This window comes from Haloarcula rara, from assembly GCF_029338235.1.
GTDB classification, from domain to species: Archaea; Halobacteriota; Halobacteria; order Halobacteriales; family Haloarculaceae; genus Haloarcula; species Haloarcula rara.
In genome coordinates, this window is sequence record NZ_CP119785.1 from 1,526,169 (window position 1) to 1,548,008 (window position 21,840).

23 protein-coding genes are annotated in these 21,840 nt (G+C 66.2%); 11 read left to right on the forward strand and 12 right to left on the reverse strand.

Annotation, left to right across the window (positions count from 1 at the left end; all coding sequences use genetic code 11):
• Nucleotides 1-37 precede the first annotated feature (37 nt).
• From P1K32_RS08110 to P1K32_RS08125, 4 genes are all read right to left on the reverse strand, one after another.
• The gene (locus P1K32_RS08110; protein WP_276249239.1) at nt 38-610 is read right to left on the reverse strand and encodes a hypothetical protein; all 573 of its coding nucleotides are present in this window, start codon (nt 608-610) and stop codon (nt 38-40) included.
• 124 nt (nt 611-734) lie between these two features.
• Nucleotides 735-1,616 (reverse strand): halocarboxylic acid dehydrogenase DehI family protein, encoded by an 882-nt coding sequence (locus P1K32_RS08115; protein WP_276249240.1) that lies wholly within the window; start codon nt 1,614-1,616, stop codon nt 735-737.
• Nucleotides 1,617-1,743: 127 nt separating this feature from the next.
• Nucleotides 1,744-2,358 (reverse strand): OsmC family protein, encoded by a 615-nt coding sequence (locus P1K32_RS08120; protein ID WP_276249241.1) that lies wholly within the window; start codon nt 2,356-2,358, stop codon nt 1,744-1,746.
• A gap of 195 nt (nt 2,359-2,553) precedes the next feature.
• A complete protein-coding gene (locus tag P1K32_RS08125) occupies nt 2,554-3,111 on the reverse strand; it encodes a sugar O-acetyltransferase (protein ID WP_276249242.1) in 558 nt (185 codons plus the stop codon).
• Nucleotides 3,112-3,239: 128 nt separating this feature from the next.
• Here P1K32_RS08125 and P1K32_RS08130 point away from each other — a divergent pair, with 128 nt between their 5' ends.
• From P1K32_RS08130 to P1K32_RS08140, 3 genes are all read left to right on the forward strand, one after another.
• The gene (locus tag P1K32_RS08130) at nt 3,240-4,331 is read left to right on the forward strand and encodes a DUF7537 family lipoprotein (RefSeq protein ID WP_276249243.1); all 1,092 of its coding nucleotides are present in this window, start codon (nt 3,240-3,242) and stop codon (nt 4,329-4,331) included.
• Nucleotides 4,332-4,458: 127 nt separating this feature from the next.
• A complete protein-coding gene (locus P1K32_RS08135; RefSeq protein WP_276249244.1) occupies nt 4,459-5,475 on the forward strand; it encodes an amidohydrolase family protein in 1,017 nt (338 codons plus the stop codon).
• A gap of 91 nt (nt 5,476-5,566) precedes the next feature.
• Nucleotides 5,567-5,980: a DUF7979 domain-containing protein gene (locus P1K32_RS08140; RefSeq protein ID WP_276249245.1), complete on the forward strand. Its 414-nt coding sequence runs from the start codon at nt 5,567-5,569 to the stop codon at nt 5,978-5,980.
• A gap of 86 nt (nt 5,981-6,066) precedes the next feature.
• On the opposite strand, the gene P1K32_RS08145 is transcribed toward P1K32_RS08140, so the two are convergent.
• The 3 genes from P1K32_RS08145 to P1K32_RS08155 form a co-directional block, all read right to left on the reverse strand.
• A complete protein-coding gene (locus tag P1K32_RS08145) occupies nt 6,067-6,528 on the reverse strand; it encodes a type II toxin-antitoxin system VapC family toxin (RefSeq protein ID WP_276249246.1) in 462 nt (153 codons plus the stop codon).
• A complete protein-coding gene (locus P1K32_RS08150) occupies nt 6,521-6,805 on the reverse strand; it encodes an AbrB/MazE/SpoVT family DNA-binding domain-containing protein (protein ID WP_276249247.1) in 285 nt (94 codons plus the stop codon). The genes P1K32_RS08145 and P1K32_RS08150 overlap by 8 nt, the downstream gene beginning before the upstream one ends.
• A gap of 104 nt (nt 6,806-6,909) precedes the next feature.
• Complete coding sequence (locus tag P1K32_RS08155; protein ID WP_276249248.1) at nt 6,910-7,716, reverse strand: aldo/keto reductase; 807 nt, start codon at nt 7,714-7,716, stop codon at nt 6,910-6,912.
• 103 nt (nt 7,717-7,819) lie between these two features.
• Between P1K32_RS08155 and P1K32_RS08160 the strand changes: the two genes are divergently transcribed.
• Nucleotides 7,820-8,548 (forward strand): competence/damage-inducible protein A, encoded by a 729-nt coding sequence (locus tag P1K32_RS08160; protein ID WP_276249249.1) that lies wholly within the window; start codon nt 7,820-7,822, stop codon nt 8,546-8,548.
• Between the two features lie 116 nt (nt 8,549-8,664).
• Nucleotides 8,665-8,832, forward strand: coding sequence for a DUF1289 domain-containing protein (locus tag P1K32_RS08165; RefSeq protein WP_276249250.1), 168 nt, complete (start codon nt 8,665-8,667; stop codon nt 8,830-8,832).
• A 73-nt stretch (nt 8,833-8,905) separates the two neighbouring features.
• On the opposite strand, the gene P1K32_RS08170 is transcribed toward P1K32_RS08165, so the two are convergent.
• From P1K32_RS08170 to P1K32_RS08180, 3 genes are all read right to left on the reverse strand, one after another.
• A complete protein-coding gene (locus tag P1K32_RS08170; RefSeq protein ID WP_276249251.1) occupies nt 8,906-9,661 on the reverse strand; it encodes a DUF4397 domain-containing protein in 756 nt (251 codons plus the stop codon).
• A gap of 393 nt (nt 9,662-10,054) precedes the next feature.
• Nucleotides 10,055-11,560 (reverse strand): phosphoenolpyruvate carboxykinase (ATP), encoded by a 1,506-nt coding sequence (locus tag P1K32_RS08175; RefSeq protein ID WP_276249252.1) that lies wholly within the window; start codon nt 11,558-11,560, stop codon nt 10,055-10,057.
• Between the two features lie 158 nt (nt 11,561-11,718).
• Nucleotides 11,719-12,096, reverse strand: a complete 378-nt coding sequence (locus P1K32_RS08180; protein ID WP_276249253.1) for a tautomerase family protein — start codon at nt 12,094-12,096, stop codon at nt 11,719-11,721.
• Nucleotides 12,097-12,366: 270 nt separating this feature from the next.
• Between P1K32_RS08180 and P1K32_RS08185 the strand changes: the two genes are divergently transcribed.
• The 6 genes from P1K32_RS08185 to trmB all read left to right on the forward strand — a co-directional run bounded on the left by P1K32_RS08185 (nt 12,367) and on the right by trmB (nt 19,428).
• Nucleotides 12,367-12,588, forward strand: a complete 222-nt coding sequence (locus P1K32_RS08185; protein WP_276249254.1) for a hypothetical protein — start codon at nt 12,367-12,369, stop codon at nt 12,586-12,588.
• 71 nt (nt 12,589-12,659) lie between these two features.
• On the forward strand, nt 12,660-14,276 hold the full coding sequence (locus P1K32_RS08190) for an SLC13 family permease (protein WP_276249255.1): 1,617 nt from the start codon (nt 12,660-12,662) through the stop codon (nt 14,274-14,276).
• Between the two features lie 14 nt (nt 14,277-14,290).
• Nucleotides 14,291-15,532 carry an MFS transporter gene (locus P1K32_RS08195; RefSeq protein ID WP_419181066.1) on the forward strand — a complete coding sequence of 414 codons (1,242 nt, stop codon included), beginning with the start codon at nt 14,291-14,293 and terminating at the stop codon, nt 15,530-15,532.
• 24 nt (nt 15,533-15,556) lie between these two features.
• Nucleotides 15,557-17,824 (forward strand): NADP-dependent malic enzyme, encoded by a 2,268-nt coding sequence (locus tag P1K32_RS08200; protein WP_276249257.1) that lies wholly within the window; start codon nt 15,557-15,559, stop codon nt 17,822-17,824.
• A 77-nt stretch (nt 17,825-17,901) separates the two neighbouring features.
• Complete coding sequence (locus P1K32_RS08205; RefSeq protein ID WP_276249258.1) at nt 17,902-18,345, forward strand: universal stress protein; 444 nt, start codon at nt 17,902-17,904, stop codon at nt 18,343-18,345.
• A gap of 30 nt (nt 18,346-18,375) precedes the next feature.
• Nucleotides 18,376-19,428: an HTH-type sugar sensing transcriptional regulator TrmB gene (gene trmB, locus P1K32_RS08210; protein WP_276249259.1), complete on the forward strand. Its 1,053-nt coding sequence runs from the start codon at nt 18,376-18,378 to the stop codon at nt 19,426-19,428.
• A 43-nt stretch (nt 19,429-19,471) separates the two neighbouring features.
• Here trmB and P1K32_RS08215 read toward each other — a convergent pair whose 3' ends face one another.
• Together P1K32_RS08215 and P1K32_RS08220 are read right to left on the reverse strand one after the other, a co-directional pair.
• A complete protein-coding gene (locus tag P1K32_RS08215; protein ID WP_276249260.1) occupies nt 19,472-20,503 on the reverse strand; it encodes a family 43 glycosylhydrolase in 1,032 nt (343 codons plus the stop codon).
• A 378-nt stretch (nt 20,504-20,881) separates the two neighbouring features.
• On the reverse strand, nt 20,882-21,748 hold the full coding sequence (locus tag P1K32_RS08220; RefSeq protein WP_276249261.1) for a DUF6920 family protein: 867 nt from the start codon (nt 21,746-21,748) through the stop codon (nt 20,882-20,884).
• Nucleotides 21,749-21,840 lie beyond the last annotated feature (92 nt).

Here is a 21,840-nt window from a genome sequence, read left to right on the forward strand (position 1 = left end):
GGTGCCGAATCGCTCCAGGGACGTACGGCCAACCGTATCAGCTATCCGTGGCGGTCCCTGTGGTCTCCCGGTTACGTGTCGCCCGCGGTGTACTCTCGGTTCCAGTGGGAGTTTCCCCGCAGTGAATCTCGTCGTAGGACCAGTAGTCTCCGATGGTCCCCGTCTGTCCCGGGGTGTGCTCCTCCCTGAATTCGACGGCCGAAATCCGGATATCGTCCTCGCATGCCGCTTCAGCGGGAGTCTGGAGCTCGATTCTGTACGGAAACGCCGACGCGGTGAGTTCCAGCGGCACGTCCAGCCGGCGACCGCCACACGGCTCACCGGTATCCGTCGCCGCTTCGCTCCTGATGTCGCCGAGGTCGCGATGAGCTATCGGGTCGCCGTTCTCGTCGAAGACGACCGCTCGGACGCCCGCTAAGGTCCGCTCGCTCCCGAGGTAGAACGTGGCCCTGACCGCGCCGTCGATGGTCCACGTGTCTTCGGCGACTGTGATCTCTGTCTCCACCGTTGGCCGGAGGCGGACCTCGTACTCCGGGGGAGCGCAACAGCCAGCGAGCGCGAGCGGCCCGATTCCGACGGCACCGAGCAGTCGCCGACGTGTCATGTCCATAGTTCTGTCTCTCCTGTGGTGACCGCTCACTCGTCGTCGAGCCTACCTGCTATTCAGCGATAACTGGTAAAATATTTGGGCAGAATCTATGCGGAGAACGGCGCACCGTCGACACTGTCCAGCCCTACCACTCGCGCTCGCCGACCGCGTCGACGGTCGCGGCCCAGAGGTGCAGCCCGGGGATGACGTCGTCGAGCATTTCCTCGTCGAACTCGCGAAACAGCTCCTGGACGTCCCCGACGAGTTCCTCGTCGAACCCCTGCGAGGCGAGCGCGTCGGGCGCGAGCCGCGGTGCGTACGGGACCGAATCGACGAACGCGTCGGTCAGGTCGTCGGCGCGGGCACACGCGCTCTCGTAGGTCTCGCTCTGCAGTACCGGCCCGAGGTCAGCCCAGAGCGTCTCAAACAGCGCCGGCCACTGGGCGAGACACCGATAGATGCTCGGCAAGCCGTCGTCGAAGCCGTGGAACTGCTGGAATCGTTCGGCCGTCTCGGCGATGTCCTCGTCGAACTCGTCGACGGGGACCATCGACGGCTGCCGGCCCCGGTCCGCATCGAGCCAGTCCGGAAACGGCGCCGTCGCCGCGCGCTCGGGTTGGAGGTCGCTGCCGACCGGGTCGTCGTGGAGCGCGCGCTTTGTCACCCGAAAGAGGACCGCGAGCCGCGGGGCGACGACATCGAACGTGGCCAGCTGTTCCCGTAGCTCGGTGTACTCGGCGGGCGTCACACCGAGCTCGCTCCGCCGATACGTCGGTATCCCGACGTCGCGCTCGATGGTCGACAGCACCGTCTCGCGGTAGCGAACGGTGTATCGTGCGAACGCTTTCGTCTCGAAGAGCGGCTTCACCTGCGACCACAGATACCGACAGAACTCGGGGTCGTTCGCCATCGTCGTCCGCCATATCCAGTTGACGAAGGGCGCCCGGAACGTCCGCTGTATGTCGTCGTAGACGCCCCGCTGCCACCCGCTCGCATCCATCTCGTAGCGCTGGTCGCTTCTGTCCATGTCGAGACGACGGGGTCCGGACTGTTAATTGTCCGACCGCGACGCTCATACTGGTGGCTCTACCGAACTGCCGTAATTCGCCATCCCGGGGGTGGCGAACTATCTCAGTTCGGTACAGCCACCGGTATCAGCGGGCGGCTTCCGGCGTTCGTTCCACGGTGACGGCCGGCTCCATGTCGTGGGCGAACCGCAGCAGGCTCCAGACGGGCGAGCGCTTCGCGCCCTCGGCCAGAATAGCGGCGTCTTCGTCCGAGAGGTCCTCGCCGTCGATAGCTATCTCGACGCGGATATCGTCGAACATCTCCGCGGATTGCTCGACGTCGTGGATCATCAGTACGACGCGGGGGTCGAAATCGAGCCGGACGCTCGTCTCGAGGTCGTCCAGCTCGATATCGTTCGCTATCGCGGTGACGCCGACCGCCACGTTCAGGCAGCCACTGAGTGCTGCGAGCGCGACTTCTATCGGCTCCATGCGGTCGGTCGGGTCGACGAACCCGGATGCTTCCTCCATCTCCTTCCAGGCCCCCAGCGGGAGCGTGTACTCGCGGGTCTCCCGGCGGATCTCCTCGCCGCCGAGCGTGTATTCGTCGACCTTCGCCAGGCTGTGAAAGAGCCGCCCCTCGTAGGGGGCGCGGGCGCCCAGCTCCATCTGGACGTCGTCGGGGTTCGCTGTCGCGTGCTCGACGAACTCGTGGAACTTCTCGCGGTCGATGCCCTGTGTTACGGTTTGGTGCTCTGTCATTGCAGTTTCACTCCGTTCGTATCCACGGCAAAATCACGTCGGTGCCGACCCCGCCAACCGCCCGGACGACTTTCGGCTGTGGATCACGTTCGAGTACGCTCGAAATCATAATGAACGTTCGTGATAGTTACGTCAGTTTACCGTCGTAGTAGTTGCCCAGTACGGCCGTCGCTCCCCGGAAGCCAGCGACGCTCGTCAGTAGAGTTCTTTGACCACTTCCGCGGGGTTGCCCTGGACCACGACGTCGCTCGGAACGTCCCGGGTGACCACCGCGCCCGACGCCACCACCGACCGGTCGCCGACCTCGACGCCCGGATTGAGGACTGCCTGGCCGCCGAGCCAGACGTCGTCGCCGACGCTGACCGGCTTGCCGTACTCCTTACCTTCCGCTCGCTCGCTCGCGTCGAGCGGATGGGTCGCCGTGTACACGTGGACCGACGGTCCCAGCAGGCAGCGGTCGCCGAATTCTATCGGACAGACGTCCAGGAAGACACAGCCGAAGTTCGCGAAGAAGCGGTCGCCGACGGCAATCTGCTCCCCGTAGTCACACCGGAACGGTGGCTCGACGGTCGGATTCTCGCCGACCGACCCGAACAGTTCCTCGAGGAGGAGTTCCCGGCTCTCCCGGTCGGTCGCGACGGTCTGGTTGTACAGCCCGACCAGCTCTCGGGCGCGTTCGCGGTCGGCGACGAGTTCGGGAGCTCGCGGGTTGTAGAGTTCCCCGGCGAGCATCTTTGCTTTCTCACTGGGCATAGGGGCCGTTCCGGCGACGAACGGATAGCACTGGTGCCCGCCGATTCTCCGCATGCGAGTCGGTGACGCACAAAGCGCCGTTTTATCCTTCCGAACTGTTAATTTATATCCGGTTGACAATCGGCGTGATGACACGAAAACTGCTGGTACTCCTCGTCCTCGTCTCGGTGACGATAGCGGGCTGTTCCGGCGGCCAGAGCCCGGCCACACCGACGGCGGAGCAGACTGACGACCCACCCGACGAGGTACCGGGGGTTTCGAACGGGACGCTGACGAACGCCACCGCGCTCACGACGGCGAACGGCGCCGGCATCGTCGCGGACGGCGCAGAGATACGTATCAGACAGACCGCCCCGGACAGCGAAGCACAGAGCCACCTGACAGTGGCTGCGGACGGCACGTCCGAGTTCTCGCGGACGGTCTCGGCCGACGGCAACGAATCCGGCGTCGCGTACTACACCAACGGCACGGGGACCTACGTACGCGCGGACCGCGACGGCGAGACCAACTACCGCGTCGTGGAGCGCTCGGTCCGGCCGCTCGATGGCGTCAACTCGTCGCTCGAAGCCGTTCTGGCTGCCGGCAATTTCACCGTTGCTACCGAGTCGACCGATTCGGCGACCGTCGTGTTGACCGCCGACGAGTTCACCACGTCGCCGGACAGTGACGTCCTCGAGGGCGCGACGCCACAGGACGCTCGGCTGGTACTGACCCGGGACGGCGCGGTCCGTAATCTCACGGTCACCGGACAGCGGGACGGCCAGACGGTGACCTACACGTACGAGCGCAACCGGGCCGCCGTCGATACTGTCCCCGCTCCCGACTGGCTTGCCGACGTGCCACGGACTGCCGACCTGCAGGCCGACCTCTCCGCGACCGTCGTGAACGACTCTGTGCTCCGTATTGAGCACGGTGGCGGTGATACGGTCCCCGCGAACACCACCCTTCAGTTCACCGCGAACAACACCGCCGGCACCGTCACTTTCGACGCCCCGCTCGAAGCCGGCGACACCCGGTACGCCTACTTCGCGGCAGGCAACGAGTCACTCGTACTGGCCGACGACCGACCGGCCGCGGACGCGACCACGTCCGTCGACAGTCCCGCCTCGGTCACGATTTCGACGACCGACGGCGTGACCCTGCTCAGTGTCGGTATGGGCTGGGGGTCCGAATCCGCGAGTGGGGGGTCCACGGGCGAGGCCGGCGGGAGCGATGCGTAGCCGGTAGCCCGTCGCCGCGCCGGACCGACTTCGATGTCGAACTGGGAGGGCCCAGGCGCCCCCAGTACCGAGATGGTCGAATTGCACACGTAGCAACCAATATCCGTTCCCACGCCGGACCCAGCCTATGGAGGAACTAGCCGGGACCGTTCTCGTCGGGGAGTCGTTCGAGCCGATTCGGGGCCGCGTTGTCGTCGAAGACGGCCGAATAGAGGCCATCGAGGAAGCTGAGACGGATTCGACTGACATCGTCCTCCCGACGTTCGTCAACGCACACACCCACATCGGCGACAGTGTCGCCAAGGACGCGGCCGTCGGGCTGTCGCTCGAAGACGCCGTGGTGCCGCCGGAGAGCCTGAAACACCGCCGGCTGCAGGCGGCCGACAGGGCCGAGCTCGTGACGGCCATGCGCCGGACGCTCCGATATATGCACCGGACCGGGACGATAACCTGTCTCGACTTCCGGGAGTTCGGGGTCAAAGGCGCACGGGCGCTCCGTGACGCCGCCGCCCCGCTCGATATCGAGCCGTTCATCTTCGGGAGCGACGACACGGCCGTCCTCGAGGTCGCCGACGGCTACGGGGCCTCGGGTGCGAACGACGCCGACTTCACCGACGAGCGGGCCGCGTGCGCCGAACGCGGGGTTCCCTTTGCCATCCACGCCGGCGAGCCCGACGCCACCGACATCCACCCCGCGCTCGACCTGGACCCGGACCTGCTCGTCCACATGGTCCACGCCCGGCAGGAGCATCTCGACCGGGTCACAGCGCAGTCGGTCCCCGTCGTGGCCTGCCCGCGGACGAACGCCGTCCTCGAGGTCGGTCGCCCGCCGATACGGGACCTGCTCGACCACACGACGGTCGCGCTCGGGACGGACAACGTAATGCTTAATCCGCCGAACATGTTCCGCGAGATGGCCTACGTCGCGACCCACTTCGACGTGAGCGCGCCGGAGGTCCTGGGGATGGCGACGACGGCCGGCGCCGACATCGCCGGCCTCGACTGCGGCGTCGTCGTGCCTGGCAAGCGGGCGTCGCTGACCGTCATCGACGGCGACTCGGACAATCTGGCCGGGTCGGCCGACCCGGTGGAAGCGGTCGTCCGGCGCGCCACCCCGGCCGACGTCGAGCGGGTGCTGGTCTGACGGTCGGTCGGCAGGTCCGCCGCCCTCGCCCGCGTGCTCCCCGTCGTTCTCAGCCACAAGAAATTTTAGTATATCTATCACGATGTGCCGTATGCGCAAGCAGCTGGGTACTGTGGCCCTCGCAGCGCTGTTCCTCCCCGCCGGCTGTGGCGGTGCCGTCAGTACCGACGGTCCCGGAACAGGAGAACCACCGACTCCGTCGCCGACCGAGAGTGGGACGGCGACCCAGTCCGTGACGCAGACCCCCAGTTCTGTCGACTCGTCGCGAGTCCTGGCATATACCGCGCTGAACGACGAGCAGCAGTCGGCCGTTAGAAAGGCCACCGACGGCGAGTCGACCTTCGTCCCGAACTCGTCGTATATCGACGACTCCGCGGGGTACGTCTCCGAGGATACCCCGTTCCGATTGCACGACTACGTCCGCTACGAGAACCAGACGTACGAAGTGGAGTACGTCGCCGGCGACACGCGAGCGACGGTGTTGCACCTCGAGCGGACCGAGTGACTACTGCAGTCACCGGACCTCTGTTGTCCGCCGGTTCTGATACACCTCGAAGCTAGCTCACCGACAGATCCCGTCCGGCGGCCCCGTTACCCTCCGAGATAGCTGTTCAGTTCTCGAAACTCCTCTGCCGAGAGGATAACGTCAGTCTCGAACGCGTCGAACCGCTCGAAATCGTCGTCTATCGTCAGCACCGTATTGACACCTTCGGTCATCGCCACCCGGGCGTAGTAGCCGTCCCAGCCACCCACGTTCGCATCGCTCGCCTGCGCAAACCCGCCTCGAACAGTGTCCTCGTCCATCCCGTCGTACCAGTGGATTCGCTTCGCGTCCATGAAGTTCCCCAGCAGTCGGGACGCCTCGTCGTTCGACCGTCCGTAGTACGTCGTCAGGACGTTGTGCGCACCGACCACTGCCGGATACGGGACGACGGCGTCGATGTCGCCACTGATAGCCCGTTTCACGTACGAGAGTGCCGTCTCACGAACCGGGGCGTCCGTGTGCGCCAGCGCGATTACCCCGACGTCGAACAGATACGGCCCTTCACTCATCGTCGGCCTGCTCGGCACCGCGTCGAATAGCGTCTCTGTGCTTCTTCGCGACGGGGTCATCGGCCGCCTCGCCCGGCGGCGTCTCGGTCCCACGCCCGGATGTCTCTGCGACGAGCCGTTCCATGCGTTCGATAATCTCGTCGGGCCCGTCTTCGGGTTCGACGACCGCCTTCCCGTCTTCTTCGCGGACCTCGACCTCCGTGCCCGGTGTAATTCCCAGTCGCTCTCGCAGCTCCTGTGGGAGGACGACCCGACCCTTGGAATCCACTTTCGCCATAATCCCACCTACGGTGGGAATAGATATGGCTGTTTCGGTCACCCCTCCACGGACGGACGCTGTCGGTCTCCGCTCAGGTCACAGACAGCGACGCTATCGGCACCTCACCACGGCGCGAAGCCGGGGTCGATGAGCCGCTCGTCGTAGTCGAGGTCGTCTATCGTCGCGAGGTCGCCGTCGTCGAGCGCAAGGTCCTGACTCTCCCAGTTCGCCCGGACGTGGGCCTCGCTGGTCGCTTTCGGAATCGCCGCGACGTCGCGCTGGCGGAGCCACGCCAGGCTGACCTGGACCTCGCTTACGTCGTGTTTCGCGGCGACGTCGCTCAGCTCTGGCACGTCGAAGACCTTCCCGCGGGCGATTGGCGCGTAGGCGACGACGGCGACGTCCTCGTCCGCGCAGTACGTCCGGAGCTCCGCTTGCTGGAGGAGTGGGTGGCACTCGACCTGGTTCGCGACGATAGGGGCCGCCGAGTGGTCCTGTGCCGTCGCTACCTGCTCGGGCGTGAAGTTACTCACCGCGATGTTGTCGACGAGCCCCCCGTCGTAGAGGTCGTTCAACGCCGCCATCGTCTCGCCGGCCTCGTAGCTGCCCGCCGGCCAGTGGACGTAGAGGACGTCGACGTAGTCCAGCCCGAGTCGGTCGAGACTCGCCTTCGCGGCCGGGACGACGTCGTCGCCGGCGAGCTCGTCGTACCAGAGTTTCGTCGCGACGACGACCTTCTCGCGGGGCACCGACGACGCCTCGATACCGGCGCCGACGGCCGCCTCGTTGTCGTACATGGTCGCGGTGTCTATGTGGCGATACCCCATCTCCAGTGCCGTCCTGACGCTCTCGGTGGCCTGCTCGCCCGTGTTCTTGTACGTGCCCAGTCCGAGTGCCGGAATCCCGTTTTCGACGGTCGGAACGTCCATAGTGGCTGGTGGGCGAGCAGGCCCGTTAGCCCCTCGGTCGCGCGCTCGACTCGACAGCCACGGGGCCAAACGCTTACCCCCGCCAAACACTCATGGGAACCAGATGGAGGTCGCACTGCTGACCGTCGGCGACGAACTGCTCTCCGGCGATACGGAGAACACGAACGCGTCGTGGCTGGGCCGACAGCTTACCGCGGCCGGAGCGACCGTCACCCGCGTGTTGACGGTCCCCGACAGCGAGCCGGTCATCGCCGACGCCGTTGCCCGGTACCACGAGGCCTTCGACGCGGTCGTCGTCACCGGCGGTATCGGCGGGACGCCCGACGACGTGACGAAAGCTGGCGTTGCACAGGCCTTCGGCCGCGACCTCGTCGTCCCCGAGGACGTTCGAGCCCATCTCGAAGCGAAGGCCGAACAGTTCGCCGCGGACAACCCCGAGACGGTCGACCGGTACGACATGGACCTGGACCTCGACGCGTGGGCGTCGATACCAGCGGGCGGTCAGGCGTTGCTGACCGACGAGAGCTTCGCCGCCGGCTGTGTGGTCGAAAGCGTCTACGTCCTGCCCGGCATCCCCGCGGAACTGAAAGCGATGTACGCGACCGTCGCCGACGACTTCGACGGCGACCGGACGACGGAGACGATTCACACGCCCGCGCCGGAGGGCGCGCTGGTCGGGGCGGTCACCACGGCCAGCGAGCAGTTCGACGTCGCCGTCGGGAGCTATCCCCGGAAAGACGACGCGCCGGGGCGGGTGACGGTCACCGGCGACGACCCGGCCGCCGTCGCCGACGCGGCGGCGTGGCTGCGTGAGCGAATCGAGACGGAGTGAACCGGACGTGGGCGTGTCGGACGGCCGACGGTGTCTCCAGCGTGGACTGCGACGCGCCCGCTGCTGTGGCCCCATCCGAATCTATAGATATCCCCGCCTGCTAGCTGGTGCAGATGGTGGACAGTCCCTGCACGAGCGTCTGTGCTCTCGAAGACGGGCTCTGTGTCGGCTGTGGGCGAACCGTCGCCGAAATCGCCTCTTGGCAATCGATGAGCGACGAGGAACGGGAGCAGGTCGTCCAGGCGATTCAGCAGGGCGAGCGGGCGTACCCGAAGGCCGACTAGCCGGCGAGCGGTCGGCGCCTGTCTCAGCATCGGCCGGCCGTTCAGGAACGAAAAATTCTGCGTGCTCCAGCGTCTACTCGGTGCTGTTCGCCGTCCTGTCCTCGTATACCTCGACGGTGAACGGTTCGTCGACGGGTGCGTCCTCGGTGTCGAGATAGCCCGTGGCGACCGCGGTGTAGGCCGTCCCGTTCTCGACAGTGACGTTGACCGTCTCGACGACTTCGCCGTCGTCACTGTCCGTCGCGTTCCGGACCTCCAGCGTGTAGTTGCCTGCCGGAACCGTCTCGTACTCGGTCGCGTCGTTGAATTCGACGTCGTCGAAGAGCACGTCGCCGGTCTCGGCGACGGTCACGTCGACTGCGGGCGCCTCGGGCGCGAGGTGGGCGAGTCGGACCGCCGATTCGTTGTCGGCCGGGGCCGCATCGTCAGCGAGCACTCTCGCGATGAAGTCCCCGCCGTTCTCGGTGCGTTCGCCGCCGACTGCAACCGTGGCCTGGCCGGGTTCGATGTCTATCTCGTCTTCGAACACGATCGTCTCAGAATCGTTCGCCGGCGTCACTGTGACGTTCTGTGTTCCCACCGGGACCGTCTGGTACTCACTTTCCTCCCTGAACTCGACGTCTTCGTAGACCAGTTCGCCGTCGACGTAGACGTCGACCGCCGGTGCATCAGCGACCGCGTGGATGACTCGTACCTCCGCGTCAGACTGGTCTTCCTGTGCCGCCGCGACGCCGGCACTGGCGACGACCATGCTTCCGAACACGGCCGCTGCCAGCGCGAGCGCGAGTACTCGTGTTACTGTTGTGCTACGTGTCGCGTTGTCTATCATACACGGAGACACCAATTCATATCAATATTGTTATATGTGGCGTACGGGAGCGCTGTCTCCGGCTGTCGACCGACGGCGACCGGAAAGACCGGCCTGTCCCACGACTGTGGTACCTTACTCTGCATCGGGTCTCCCCTATCCACGGCATATCTGTGAGTAAGTACCGCGACCACATCGTGACGGAGTGACCGCTGTCGGACGAACGACGCGAACGACCGCCGACCAGAACCCGGCGACAGCGGGGAAACGACGAGACCTCGGGCCGGCGTCCGCTTCCCCGGCTGTCGCGCTGCTTGTCCCGAAACCAGGCGAGTGGGTTCTGCGCTCTCACCGCTCTTTCGACCGTCGCCCACAGGATATCCGCGTCTGTGAGCGGCGGGCTCTCCTGGTGACTCAGTACCGGGCGTCCCTGATTGCCGGGTCGAGCTCGTCGAACTGGGCCAGGTAGCTATCGCGTTCCGCACGGAGCTCCGAAAGCGTCGACTGGGGGTCCGGGAGCGCCGACCCCACGTCGAACTCGTCGACGTCCATTCCGGGGACGTCGCTCGGGACGGTGAGCCCCGTCGTTTCGTCGCGCTGCCACTCGAGCGATTCGCGCGCGATACCCCGTAACAGCGTTACCGTCTCCTCGACGCCGACGTCGACCGGGCCGACGCTGCCGGTGTTCAACACGAAACAGTCGACGTCGAGGTCGGCTATCAGCTCGCGGAATCGGTTGCCCTCCCGCCCGTCCGACCCGATGATGAACGGGTTCGTCCCGACGACGCGAATCGACTCGCCGGCGGCACTCGGGTCGCCAGCACTCGTCTGGACCGACTCACCGAGCATGAACGCCGCCGCGGCTTCTTCCGGGGAGAGCTGCGCGACCGGTGGCATCGCCGGGTTGCGCGTGATGAAGAATATCTGGTCGACCTCGGCCAGGTCGATTGCCGCCCCGGCGGAGGGGAGTTGCTCGCGCTGGATGATGGCCCGCCCGTTCGTCGTGTAGCGGTCACTGTCGAAATCGACGGCCCCGTCTTCGTCGACGTCGACGTTTTCGAGCACTGCCGACTCGGCGCTCACGGCGTCGTACATCGCGGGTTCGGTCTCGCTGTCGAGGCCGTGGGTTTTCACGAACAGCCCCCGGCCTTCGCTGCCGGCCACGGTACCGTCGGGGAGCAGCGCGCAGACGTCGTCCTGAAGCATCGCTGCGTTCTCGGGTTCGTCGAGCCACAGCCCGTGGGCAGTCAGCGTGGACTTGCCGGTTCCCGAGAGGCCGAGAAACAGCTGCCCGACGGTTTCGAGCCCGTCCTCGGTCTGTAGTTCGACCCGTTTGCTCCCCGCGTGGAGGCCGAGCCCGCCCTGTTCTTTCGCGTAGTACATGAACAGCCTGAGAAACGACTTCTTGGCTTCGCCGGTGTAGTCGCTGCCGATGACGGCGGTGAATCCCGCGTCCGGGAAGACGCGAACGGCGACTTCGTCCCGGTCCGGGAGCTGGACGGTGTAGAAATCCGGCTCACGTTCGCCATCGGCGGGTTCGAAGAGCTTCGCCAGCCCCAGCGCGACGTGGCTGTATTCCCTGGGGACGTAGTACCGGCAGACGTAGGTGTTGTCGGGATGGCGACCCATCTGCCGGTCCAGACAGACGAGCGCTCTGTCATCGAGGGCCGAGAGAGCGTCGTCGACGAGTTCGTAATCCGCGCCGTCGAACTCGTGGTCGACGGCGTTTTTCGTTTTGTCGGCGTTCCGCGAGCGCTCCCGGCTTACGTACGACGGCGAACCGAACGCCGTGGTCGTCTCGAGGTGCCGAGAGTACGCCCGCAGCTGGCTCTCTGACGGGTTATACGCCACGTTGTCGGACGTCTTCGGATCTGGCAGCGCAGCCACGTACGCCGCGGCTGGTACCGATGGCTGTTGCATCCGTACGAGAGGAGCCAGCCCACGCGCCAATAAATATGATAGGATTGTGATAGTAGTAAACATCTACAGCGCCGGACGGCCGGCGTACGGGTCCGACGCTCTGGCTGGCCACGGCAGCCGGTCGCACCGACGCAGTGCCGGCAGGGACTAGCCGTCTCTCACGTCTCGGGGTTCCACTCGCCACCGACTCTATCGACGCCCATCATCGATTGCCCCGGGTGTTCGGTGAACACGACTTTCATGTTCTCCTCGGGGAGGTCGAACGCCGCGGCCGCGTGTTCCATCGTGGCAAGCGCGAACGCGCGTTTCCGGTCGACGGACCGCCCCTGACGGATTTCGGCGTCGAGAAACAGCAGTGGCCCATCGACGGCCCGCCCGAGATGCATCTCGGCCCGGTCGCGTTCCCGAATCGTGACCGCGACGTGACCGCTGGTCGTCGCCATCTCGGCCGTGTACAGGTCCGTCACGTGTTCGGCAAACGACGCTTTCTCCGCGTCCGACAGCGACAGCGAGACATCGAACTGTAACAACGGCATACCGGCAATCCACCCGAGCGTGACTTTTAGTTTGTGACGGTAGCCCAATAGCACTCCTGTGGAGTCGTCGCTCCGGATATGTCCAGTGACACTCGCGTACTCCCGTGGTACCCCAAGCAACACCATTTAAAGTGCGGGTGCACTTACTGGAGACTGATTGAGTACATTGCACAGGTGTCTCGAATCCGGACCAATATCCGGTACGTTGTCTGTGAGCACTCGGTGGTGACTGTGTCTACAGATAACTCCGAAACTGTCGAATATGCGGACATGGACGGTATCTCGCCGATGGCGTGGCGGCTACTCCGGGTCGCCGCCGGGTACGAGCAACGGGGGGTCGAACGGGAAGTCGACGATCTCATGCAGGCACACCTCTCGATGCTCGAAAACGGAACCCGTGGCCTATCAGAAGCCCGCCGCCGAGTTCTGTTCGACCTGTACACTGCTGACCTCGGTGCCGACCAGGTCGAGGCGATAGTTGACAACTTCTAGAAACGTAATAATTCATAATTCACGTTTCCCGCAAAACTTAATAGCGCCGGCTGGAGATTACGGCTGTATCAATGATACACCGCACGCTGAGCGAGGCACAGCAACGATTGGTGAAGTTCGGCATCGCCTCCCTCGGGACCGTCCTCATCGCGGTCGCACCGACCCCGGAGGGGCTGTCGCTGGCTGGCCAGTACACGCTTGCGACGATGTTTTTCGCCGGGTCGCTGTGGGTGACTGGCACGCTGCCACTCGCTGTGACCGCGCTGTCGATTCCGGTGTTGCTCACCGGCACCGGGGTCTACGACAGCATGGACGCCGCACTCGTCGGGTTCGCGGACCACCTCATCTTCCTGTTTATGGCGGGGTTCATGCTGGCAAACGCGCTCCAGAAGTACGACATCGACCGGCGGATCGCCCTGTACACCATGGCGAAGATGGGCAGCTCACCCCGTCGCCTGATCGGAGCCGTCATGATATCCACTGCGGGGCTGTCTATGTGGGTCTCGAACACGGCGACGACAGCGATGATGACACCGATCGCTGTCGGTGTCCTCGCGCAGGTCCTCAGCGGTGAGAAGGTCGCAGCCGTCGGTGACTCGGCCACAGACGAGACCACCTCTGGCGCGATGACGGACGGCGGAATCGGAACCGCTGACGACTTTACCAACATGCAGATCGGGATGTTGCTCGGGACGGCATACGCCGCCAGTATCGGCGGCGTCGGGACGATAATCGGGACGCCGCCAAACGCCGTGCTCGTCGGGCAGCTCAACGCGATTCTGGGATACGAGATCGGATTCGTCGACTGGCTGCTTATCGGTCTGCCGGTCGTGCTCGTCACGCTCCCCATCGTCTGGTATCTCCTCACGTACGTCCTGTACCCGCCACAGGTCGACAACGTGGACGATGCACAGGCACAGGCCCGGGCCTATCTCGACGAGGAGGACAGCCTCGACGCGCGGGGCCGACGTGTCGCGTACATCTTCGGGGCCACGGCCGGTCTCTGGGTGCTTGGCGGCCTCGGGACGTTCCTGTCCGGGTATCTGCCGGACGTGTGGATGACCACGCTCTTTGGCGGCGACGGGATGACGGTGTTCGGGGTCGAAGGGCATCAGGGGCTCCTCTACTACGTGATGGTCGGCGTGATGGCGATTCCCGCGCTCGTGCTCGCAGACACCATGGAGTGGGACGAACTCGTCGACATCGACTGGGGGACGCTGCTGCTGTTCGGTGGCGGTATCGCGCTCGCGGACGCGCTCGCGAACACCGGAACGACGGAGTGGATCGCCAACACGGTGTTCGGCGGGCTGACCGGGCTGCCGGTGCTTGTCATCATCGCCGCCGTTGTCCTGCTCGTCGTCTTCCTGACCGAGATGACCTCCAACACCGCGACGACGACCATCCTCGCGCCGATACTCATCGGCCTGGGTAGCGTCTTCGCGGCCACGCTCGGCCTGACGGAGTTCAAGACGGCCATCTTCCTGTCCGTCGCCGGAACCATCGCCGCCAGTTTCGCGTTCGCGTTACCGGTGGCGACCCCGCCAAACGCGATCGTCTTCGGGAGCGGCTACATCAAACAGGAGCACATGTTGCGAACCGGCGTGATTCTCAACATCATCATGACGGCGATACTGACGGGGCTTATCTGGCTCCTCTTTACCTTCGTCTGGCCACACCTGCTCTGGTGACGCGTGCGAATCTCTTGTCCGACGGATTCTCCTCTACGATGACCCAGCACCGAACGATTTCGCTCGTCTTCCTGTGGCAACTGGCCGCGAGTATCTGTTACTACGCCGTGTTCGCTGCCACACCGTTTCTCCGCGACGAATTCGGTCTGACCGGCACGACGGTCGGCATCGTGGTGACGGTACTGACGCTCGGCTACGCGGTGTTTCTCCTCCCGCTCGGGGCGCTCACGGACCGCTACGGTGAACACCGCGTCCTCACTACGGGGCTCGTTGGCCTCGCCGGTGGCACACTGCTCGTCTCGCTCGCAGGGACGTACGCGACGTTGCTCGGGAGTGTCTTCGTCCTCGGTGCGCTGTACGGAACGGCGATGCCGGGCACGAACAAGGCGATATTCGACACCGTGCCGACCGGCCGGCAGAACCTCGCGACGGGCATCAAACAGGTCGGTGTCACCGCGGGAAGCGGCGTCAGCGCGGTCCTCCTGACGAACGTGGCCGCGGCCCGCTCCTGGGAGACCGGCTTTCACGTCGCCGGGGCCCTCGCCGTCGCAGTCGCGCTGCTGTTCGCTGTCACCTACACCCCGGCGACGACGGACCGAGCGATGGCGTTTCCCGACTTCCGGGCCCTGCTTCGAAACCGGCCGTACCGGTCGCTCTGTCTCGCGGGGTGGTTCCTCGGTGCGGCGCTGTTTACCACCGTCGGCTACACGATACTCTACCTCGAGGCGTCGGTCGGCCTGTCGGTCGCAATAAGCGGCCTCGTCCTCGCCGGGCTCCAGGTGTCCGGCAGTGTCGGCCGACTCCTCACCGGCTGGCTGAGCGACACGTTGCCCGGGGAGCCGCGCCGACGTATCGGCGCGATTCTCACCGTCCAGGCACTCGGGAGCAGTGGCCTGTTCGTGGCCGTCGCGTTCGTCGACCGGCGACTCACGGCGATAGCGGCGTTCGTAACGCTCGGGTTCTTCGTTCTCGGGTGCACCGGCGTCTACTACTCCTGTATGGCGACGCTCGTCCCGACCGAGAAGATGGGCGGTGCGACGGCCGGCGGGCAGCTGGCACTCACGTCCGGGGCGCTTCTCGCACCGCCGGCGTTTGGCTTTCTCGGGGACGCTGTCGGCTATCGAGCGAGCTGGCTGCTGCTTGCCGGACTGACGGCGGTCGCTGCGGTTTTCGTCGTTCGCGTCGTTCGCACGCCCGCTCCGAACCGCGCTGGGAGCGGTGAAACAGCCTGTTGCGGTAGTTCGTCCGACGACTAGGACTCACAACGGAGACAGAACACAGTGACACTCGACGAAGACGCACTCGAATATCACCGACGGTCGCCGTCGGGAAAGGTAGCGATTTCGACGACCAAATCGACCAACACACAGCGGGACCTCTCGCTCGCGTACTCGCCCGGTGTGGCGGCGCCCTGTCGGGAGATAGACGAGGACGGGACCCGGGCCTACGACTACACGGCGAAGGGGAACCTCGTCGGCGTCGTCTCGAACGGGTCGGCCGTACTCGGGCTCGGTGACATCGGCGCGCAGGCGTCGAAGCCGGTGATGGAGGGCAAAGGCGTCCTCTTCAAGCGCTTCGCCGATATCGACGTCTTCGACATCGAACTGGAACTCGACGACCCCGACGCGTTCGTCCAGGCAGTTGCGGCCATGGAGTCGACCTTCGGCGGTATCAACCTCGAAGACATCAGCGCGCCCGACTGCTTCGAGATAGAACAGCGCCTGGGCGAGCGGATGGATATCCCCGTCTTCCACGACGACCAGCACGGGACCGCGATAATTTCCGGCGCGGCACTGCTCAACGCCGCCGAAATCGTCGGCAAGGATCTCTCGGAACTGCAGGTCACGTTCGCCGGGGCGGGGGCGGCCGCGACGGCGACGGCCCGATTTTACGTCTCACTCGGGATTCCACGTGAGAACATCACGATGTGTGACGAAGACGGGGTGCTCTCGGAGCGACGCGCCCGTGCCGACGAGCTCAGCGAGTACACCGACCCCTTCGCCCGCGGGGTCGAGGACGGCGACCTCGCGGACGCGATGGCCGGTGCGGACGTCTTCGTCGGGCTCTCAGTCGGCGGCATCGTCAGCCCGGATATGGTCCGTTCGATGGCGCCCGACCCCATCATCTTCGCGATGGCCAACCCGGAGCCCGAGATAGCGTACGAGACGGCGAAAGCGGCCCGGGAGGACACGGTCATCATGGCCACTGGACGGTCAGACTACCCCAATCAGGTTAACAACGTCCTCGGCTTCCCCTTTATATTCCGTGGCGCGCTCGACGTGCGTGCAACCGAAATCAACGAGCCGATGAAACGCGCGGCGGCGAAAGCGCTTGCGAAGCTCGCCCGGGAAGACGTCCCCGATGCGGTGGTCAAGGCCTACGACGACGACGTGTTGCAGTTCGGCCCCGACTATCTCATCCCGAAGCCGCTCGACCAGCGGGTCCTCTACGAGGTGACGCCGGCGGTCGCGGAGGCGGCGATGGAGAGCGGTACGGCGCGCCGCGAACTCGACCTCGACGACTACCGCGAGCAGCTGGAGGCCCGGCTGGGCAAATCCCGCGAGATGATGCGTGTCGTGCTCAACAAGGCGAAGTCGGAGCCGAAGCGGGTCGCTCTCGCGGAGGGGGAAGACGAGAAGATAATCCGGGCGGCGAGCCGGATGTCCGAGGACGGCATCGCCGACCCCGTCCTCGTCGGGGCGGCGTCGGACATCCGCCGGACAGTCGGCGAGCTCGGGCTGGACTTCGAGCCAGTCGTCGCAGACCCGACCGGCCCCGAGTGGGACCACTACGCCGAGCAACTGTACCAGCGCCGACGGCGGGACGGCCTCACGCAGCGAGAAGCGACCGAACTCGTCCGCAGTGACCCCGACTATTTCGCCAGTATGATGGTCGAGATGGACGACGCCGACGCGATGCTCAGCGGGCTCACACACCAGTATCCGTCCGCACTCCGTCCGCCGCTGGAGGTCATTGGCACCGCCGACGACGCCGACTACGCCGCCGGCGTCTACATGCTGACGTTCCGGAACCGGGTCATCTTCTGTGCGGACACGACAGTGAACCTCGACCCGTCACCGGAGGTGCTGGCGGAGGTGACCAAACACACCGCAGAGCTCGCCCGTCGGTTCAACGTCGAACCGCGCGCGGCGCTGCTCTCGTATTCGGACTTCGGGAGCGTCGATAACGACGGGGCCGCGAAACCACGGGACGCCGTCTCGATACTCCACGAGGACCCACAGGTCGAGTTCGACGTCGACGGCGAGATGCAGGCCGACACCGCCGTCGTCGAGGAGATGCTCGCCGGGACCTACGGCTTCGCGGACCTCGATGGCCCCGCGAACGTCCTCATCTTCCCGAACCTCGAAGCGGGGAACATCGGCTACAAGCTCCTCCAGCGCCTGGGCGGCGCCGAGGCCATCGGCCCGATGCTCGTCGGGATGGACAAGCCGGCCCACGTCCTCCAGCGCGGTGACGAGGTCAAGGACATCGTCAACCTCGCCGCCGTCGCCGTCGCCGACGCCCAACACCGGGACAGCGACGACTAGCCGTTGGACCGCCCCGAACGCAGTTTCGACACTGAAGCACCGGTACGTTTACCTTCCGGCCGATGTATCAATGATACATGGCGCTCGAAACAGTGCTCCTCGTCGGTCGGCCCGGCGACGAGGGCCACGGCGCGAAGCTCGCAGAGGCGGCAATCGAGATAGCGAAGCCGGCCGGGGCCCGCGTAATCGTCGGCCAGATATTCACCGACGAGGAATACGACACCGCTCTCACGAGTCTGGGCATCGAAGACGAGACCGGGGACCGCTCCGAGGAGATAGCGCTCGAACACGGGATATTCAGTTCGATGGTCGCCCGGCTGGACGACGAGGGCGTCGACTACGACCTGCGAACTGCCGTCGGCCGACACAAAAGTAGCATCGTCGACCTGGCAGCCGAGGCGGACCTCCTCGTCATCGGTGGCACGAAGCGGTCACCGGCGGGGAAAGCGGTTTTCGGGTCGTCGACCCAGGACGTCCTCCTCGAAGCGCCCTGCCCGGTGGTGTTTGTCCGCCGAGAATGACCGCCATGGTACGCCGGACTCCTGTCCCCGATGTCGTCTGACGACCTCGAAGCGGCGCTCGACGGGCTCGTCTCGCGGTTCAACCTCGGCGAGTACGAGATAACCGCGTATCTGGCGGTGCTCCAGCACGGTGAGCTGACCGCCTCGGAGATAGCCGACCGGACGGACATCCCCCAGCCCCGGGTGTACGACACCGTCCGGAGTCTCGGGGACGTCGGGCTGGTCGAACTCAAGGAGTCCCGACCGATGAAAGTGCTCGCGCTGGACCCGCGGTCGGCGTTCGGGGACATCCAGGACTCCCTCGACAACCTGGTCTCGGACCTCTCCGCTCGCTACACCGCGCCGGCCCGCGAGCCCGAAGCCGTCTCCCTGGTCAAATCGCGGCCGACCATCCTGCGCTATCTGGCGGACATCATCGACGCTGCCGAGTACGAACTCCTGCTGTCGCTGACACCCGACCTGCTCTCTCGCTTCGAGGAGAACCTGCGGCGCCGACGGGCGGCCGGTATCGCGACCGAAATCCTGCTGTCGCCGGCCGCCGACGCGCCCGAGCCAGCCGAGTTCGACTACGACGCCGTCGCAACCACCGTGAAGGGGCGCCGGGGTATCACGACCCCCGTGGTGGCCGTCGCTGACGGGGACTACTCGATGTACGCCACCCGGGAGTCGGTCCGGGGCAACAACGACCGCTACGGCGTCATCTTCAACCGCACCGAGCTCGGCTTTCTGGTCTCGGGCTTTCTCAACACCGTCCTCTGGACGACAGCGGAGCCCATCGCGACCGACGACTCGGAACGCTCGTTCCCGCGCCGCTACGGGACCATCAGGCGGTGTATCTCCGACCTCGCCGCGCTGGAGGGGGCGTTCCACGCGACCATCGAAGGCCGGGACGTCCAGTCGGGCGAGCACTGGGTGGTCGAGGGCCGGGTCGGCGAGGTATCCTTCGGCCCGAACCGCGAGGTCGCGACGCTCGTCGTCGAGACCGAGGACGGCCCGGTCGACGTCGGCGGCCAGGTCGCCGCTTACGAGGACATCGAGGCCTACGAAATCAGGGTCGGTCGGGGTGACCCACCGGGCGCGTAGCGGCGCTCTCTCGACACACCGTCCGCCGCCCCTGCGGGAACCATCACCCCTCGACCGGCGGGGCCCGCCCGACGCAGCTCGGCGTCCCGTCCGCGCCCACCACCGGCCACCCCTCGCGCCAGCGAATCCGGTCGAGCATGAGGACCCGCCGCGGCGTCGCCCCGACCCACGCCCTGCCCCCGACGTAGGCGTGATAGTGCAGCCACCAGCCGCCCGCTGCGTCCCGGACCACCGCACAGTGGCCGGGTCCGGGAAACGCCTGGTCGCCCTGCAGGACGGTCGTCCCAGTCGCGCCGTCGGCCGTGAGCCGGTCCCCAGCGCGGTTCCGGTACGGGCCACGTAGCTCCTCGGCCCGCCCCACGACGACGTGGTAGGTGCTCTCGGCGCCCGCACAGCAGGTCCCACGCGACCCGAAAAAGTAGAACTGGCCGTCGCGCTCGACGACGTAGGGCGCCTCGACGCCCTCGCCCGCTATCTGGAACGTCTCGCCCGCAGTCGAGAGGCCGTCGTCGGCCAGCCGGACGCCGTAGATACCCCGATGGCTCCCCCAGAACAGGGTGGGAGTCTCGCCCTCGAACAGCATCGGGTCGATGGCGTTGGGAACGCCGACGGCTTCGCTCCGGAAGAGGCCGCCCCGGGGCTCGAAGGGACCGGCGGGGTCTGACGCAGTCGCGACACCGATGCCCGGGTTGTCGGCGCCGAACTCCGAGTCGGCGTAATAGAGGCGGCTCCGGCCATCGTGTCGGCCGACGCCGGGCGCCCACAGCCCCCGATAGCGCGACCACGCCGGCTCCGTCTCGAAGGCGGGTCCGACCGACTCCCAGTCGACGAGGTTCGGCGACCGTAGTACGGGTATCAGCTGGCGCTCGATGCCGTCAGGCCCCCACTGGTGGTAGGTCCCGTAGGCGTAGTAGCTCTCCCCGACCCGGCACACGTCGGGGTCCGGGAAGACCCGGTCGTAGACCGGATTGTGGTAGGTCGCTGCCGACTGTCCCGCTCGCCGGACAGTCCCGACGAGGGCCGCGCCGACCAGCCCGACAGTGCCGACGCCGGCGAGCAGTTCGCGCCGGTTCACACCGGAGCTTCGCTAACGGGTGAAAAAAGGGCGCTGCCGGCGTTTGCAACGCGTTTCTACGGTCGCGCAGTCGTCGGTCGTCGTGGGGCGAGTCGCCGCTGTGCGATGGCGGCCCACACCACTGGGGGGACCGTTCGTCCGGTCTTCCGCGCGCGAGAACAGACACCGGAGTGCCCCGGTACGTGCTATCCAACCACCAATTCAGTACGTCTCTGGCCGCCTTCGAGAATCCCGAAGCTTTCCCTGGCGCGACACTCCCGGTTGCACTCCTGGTCGGTGACCTCTCCGAGCACGCCCTCGTCTTGCAGGGTCTCGATGGCTCGGCACGCGGTCGACCGCGTCTCTCGCGCCCGCTCAGGTACAGGCGTGGGCAGCCTGCTAGCCGTCCGCTCTTGTCTCTCCCCCGTCGTACTCGACGTCGGTGACGCGGCCCTCCCACGCCCGCAGGTCGCCCTCGGGGAGTCCCCAGACCACCTCGCCCGACAGCGGGATTCGCAGGCCGTCTCGGCGCTGATACTCGTCCCACTGGCCCGTCCACGGCGTCCGTTCGAACCCGTCCTCGACGCGTCGGTAGCGCTCGCCCTCGACCCGCCGCACCTCGTCGCTGTCGAACGCGAACGTCAGCGAGGCCGAGACGCCGCCACACTCGACGGTCGCCTCGGCCGTCCGGTCGTCCACCGGTTCCCACTGGACGCCCTCCCGCGGGAGCAGCGCCGTGGGATACCACACCGCCTCGGCGAGATAGCGCTGGAGCTGTGCCTCGACCAGCGCCGGACTCGTCCCGGTGCCATCGAGCGGGACGACCCCCCACAGCGAGACGGTCCCAGCGCCCTCGCCGTCACGGAAGCTATCCCGTACCGAGACGGTGACCAGCGGCGCAAACCGAACGGTCGCGTCCCACAGGAACCCCGGCGGGGAGACCGTGACGTGATGGGTCGCCGAGAACGGGTACCACGGCGAGGTCGCATCTCCGGTACGCAACCGGCCGGTCTGCTCGATTCGCGCCGTGTCGACGAGCGCTCGCCCCTCGGGAATCACGCTTTGCAGGTACCGACGGACTGGCGTCGGCAGCCCCTCGAAAGCGGCCGGGCTGAACGTTTCTTCCCGGCCCGTCGTCGCCTCTCGTTCGAGTGCGGCGACCCGCTGGCTCGACCGACGGGCTCGAAGGCGGCGGGCGGCGAGCATCCCTGTCAGGAGGACGCCCGCTCCGACGGCCACGCGCTTCGGCGTCCGGCTGTACTGCATAGCCATCGGTTGGTCGCTCGACCTGAAGAAGATTCACCCGCGCCGCCGGTCACCCTCTCCCGGAACCGCCTCACCCAGCGCCGCGCCGGCTG

Bases quoted from the DNA above. Each gene is read 5' to 3' on its own strand.
- P1K32_RS08110 (WP_276249239.1), bottom strand. From the start codon at position 610: ATGGACATGACACGTCGGCGACTGCTCGGTGCCGTCGGAATCGGGCCG.
- P1K32_RS08115 (WP_276249240.1), bottom strand. From the start codon at position 1,616: ATGGACAGAAGCGACCAGCGCTACGAGATGGATGCGAGCGGGTGGCAG.
- P1K32_RS08120 (WP_276249241.1), bottom strand. From the start codon at position 2,358: ATGACAGAGCACCAAACCGTAACACAGGGCATCGACCGCGAGAAGTTC.
- P1K32_RS08125 (WP_276249242.1), bottom strand. From the start codon at position 3,111: ATGCCCAGTGAGAAAGCAAAGATGCTCGCCGGGGAACTCTACAACCCG.
- P1K32_RS08130 (WP_276249243.1), top strand. From the start codon at position 3,240: ATGACACGAAAACTGCTGGTACTCCTCGTCCTCGTCTCGGTGACGATA.
- P1K32_RS08135 (WP_276249244.1), top strand. From the start codon at position 4,459: ATGGAGGAACTAGCCGGGACCGTTCTCGTCGGGGAGTCGTTCGAGCCG.
- P1K32_RS08140 (WP_276249245.1), top strand. From the start codon at position 5,567: ATGCGCAAGCAGCTGGGTACTGTGGCCCTCGCAGCGCTGTTCCTCCCC.
- P1K32_RS08145 (WP_276249246.1), bottom strand. From the start codon at position 6,528: ATGAGTGAAGGGCCGTATCTGTTCGACGTCGGGGTAATCGCGCTGGCG.
- P1K32_RS08150 (WP_276249247.1), bottom strand. From the start codon at position 6,805: ATGGCGAAAGTGGATTCCAAGGGTCGGGTCGTCCTCCCACAGGAGCTG.
- P1K32_RS08155 (WP_276249248.1), bottom strand. From the start codon at position 7,716: ATGGACGTTCCGACCGTCGAAAACGGGATTCCGGCACTCGGACTGGGC.
- P1K32_RS08160 (WP_276249249.1), top strand. From the start codon at position 7,820: ATGGAGGTCGCACTGCTGACCGTCGGCGACGAACTGCTCTCCGGCGAT.
- P1K32_RS08170 (WP_276249251.1), bottom strand. From the start codon at position 9,661: ATGATAGACAACGCGACACGTAGCACAACAGTAACACGAGTACTCGCG.
- P1K32_RS08175 (WP_276249252.1), bottom strand. From the start codon at position 11,560: ATGCAACAGCCATCGGTACCAGCCGCGGCGTACGTGGCTGCGCTGCCA.
- P1K32_RS08180 (WP_276249253.1), bottom strand. From the start codon at position 12,096: ATGCCGTTGTTACAGTTCGATGTCTCGCTGTCGCTGTCGGACGCGGAG.
- P1K32_RS08185 (WP_276249254.1), top strand. From the start codon at position 12,367: ATGGACGGTATCTCGCCGATGGCGTGGCGGCTACTCCGGGTCGCCGCC.
- P1K32_RS08190 (WP_276249255.1), top strand. From the start codon at position 12,660: ATGATACACCGCACGCTGAGCGAGGCACAGCAACGATTGGTGAAGTTC.
- P1K32_RS08205 (WP_276249258.1), top strand. From the start codon at position 17,902: ATGGCGCTCGAAACAGTGCTCCTCGTCGGTCGGCCCGGCGACGAGGGC.
- trmB (WP_276249259.1), top strand. From the start codon at position 18,376: ATGTCGTCTGACGACCTCGAAGCGGCGCTCGACGGGCTCGTCTCGCGG.
- P1K32_RS08220 (WP_276249261.1), bottom strand. From the start codon at position 21,748: ATGCAGTACAGCCGGACGCCGAAGCGCGTGGCCGTCGGAGCGGGCGTC.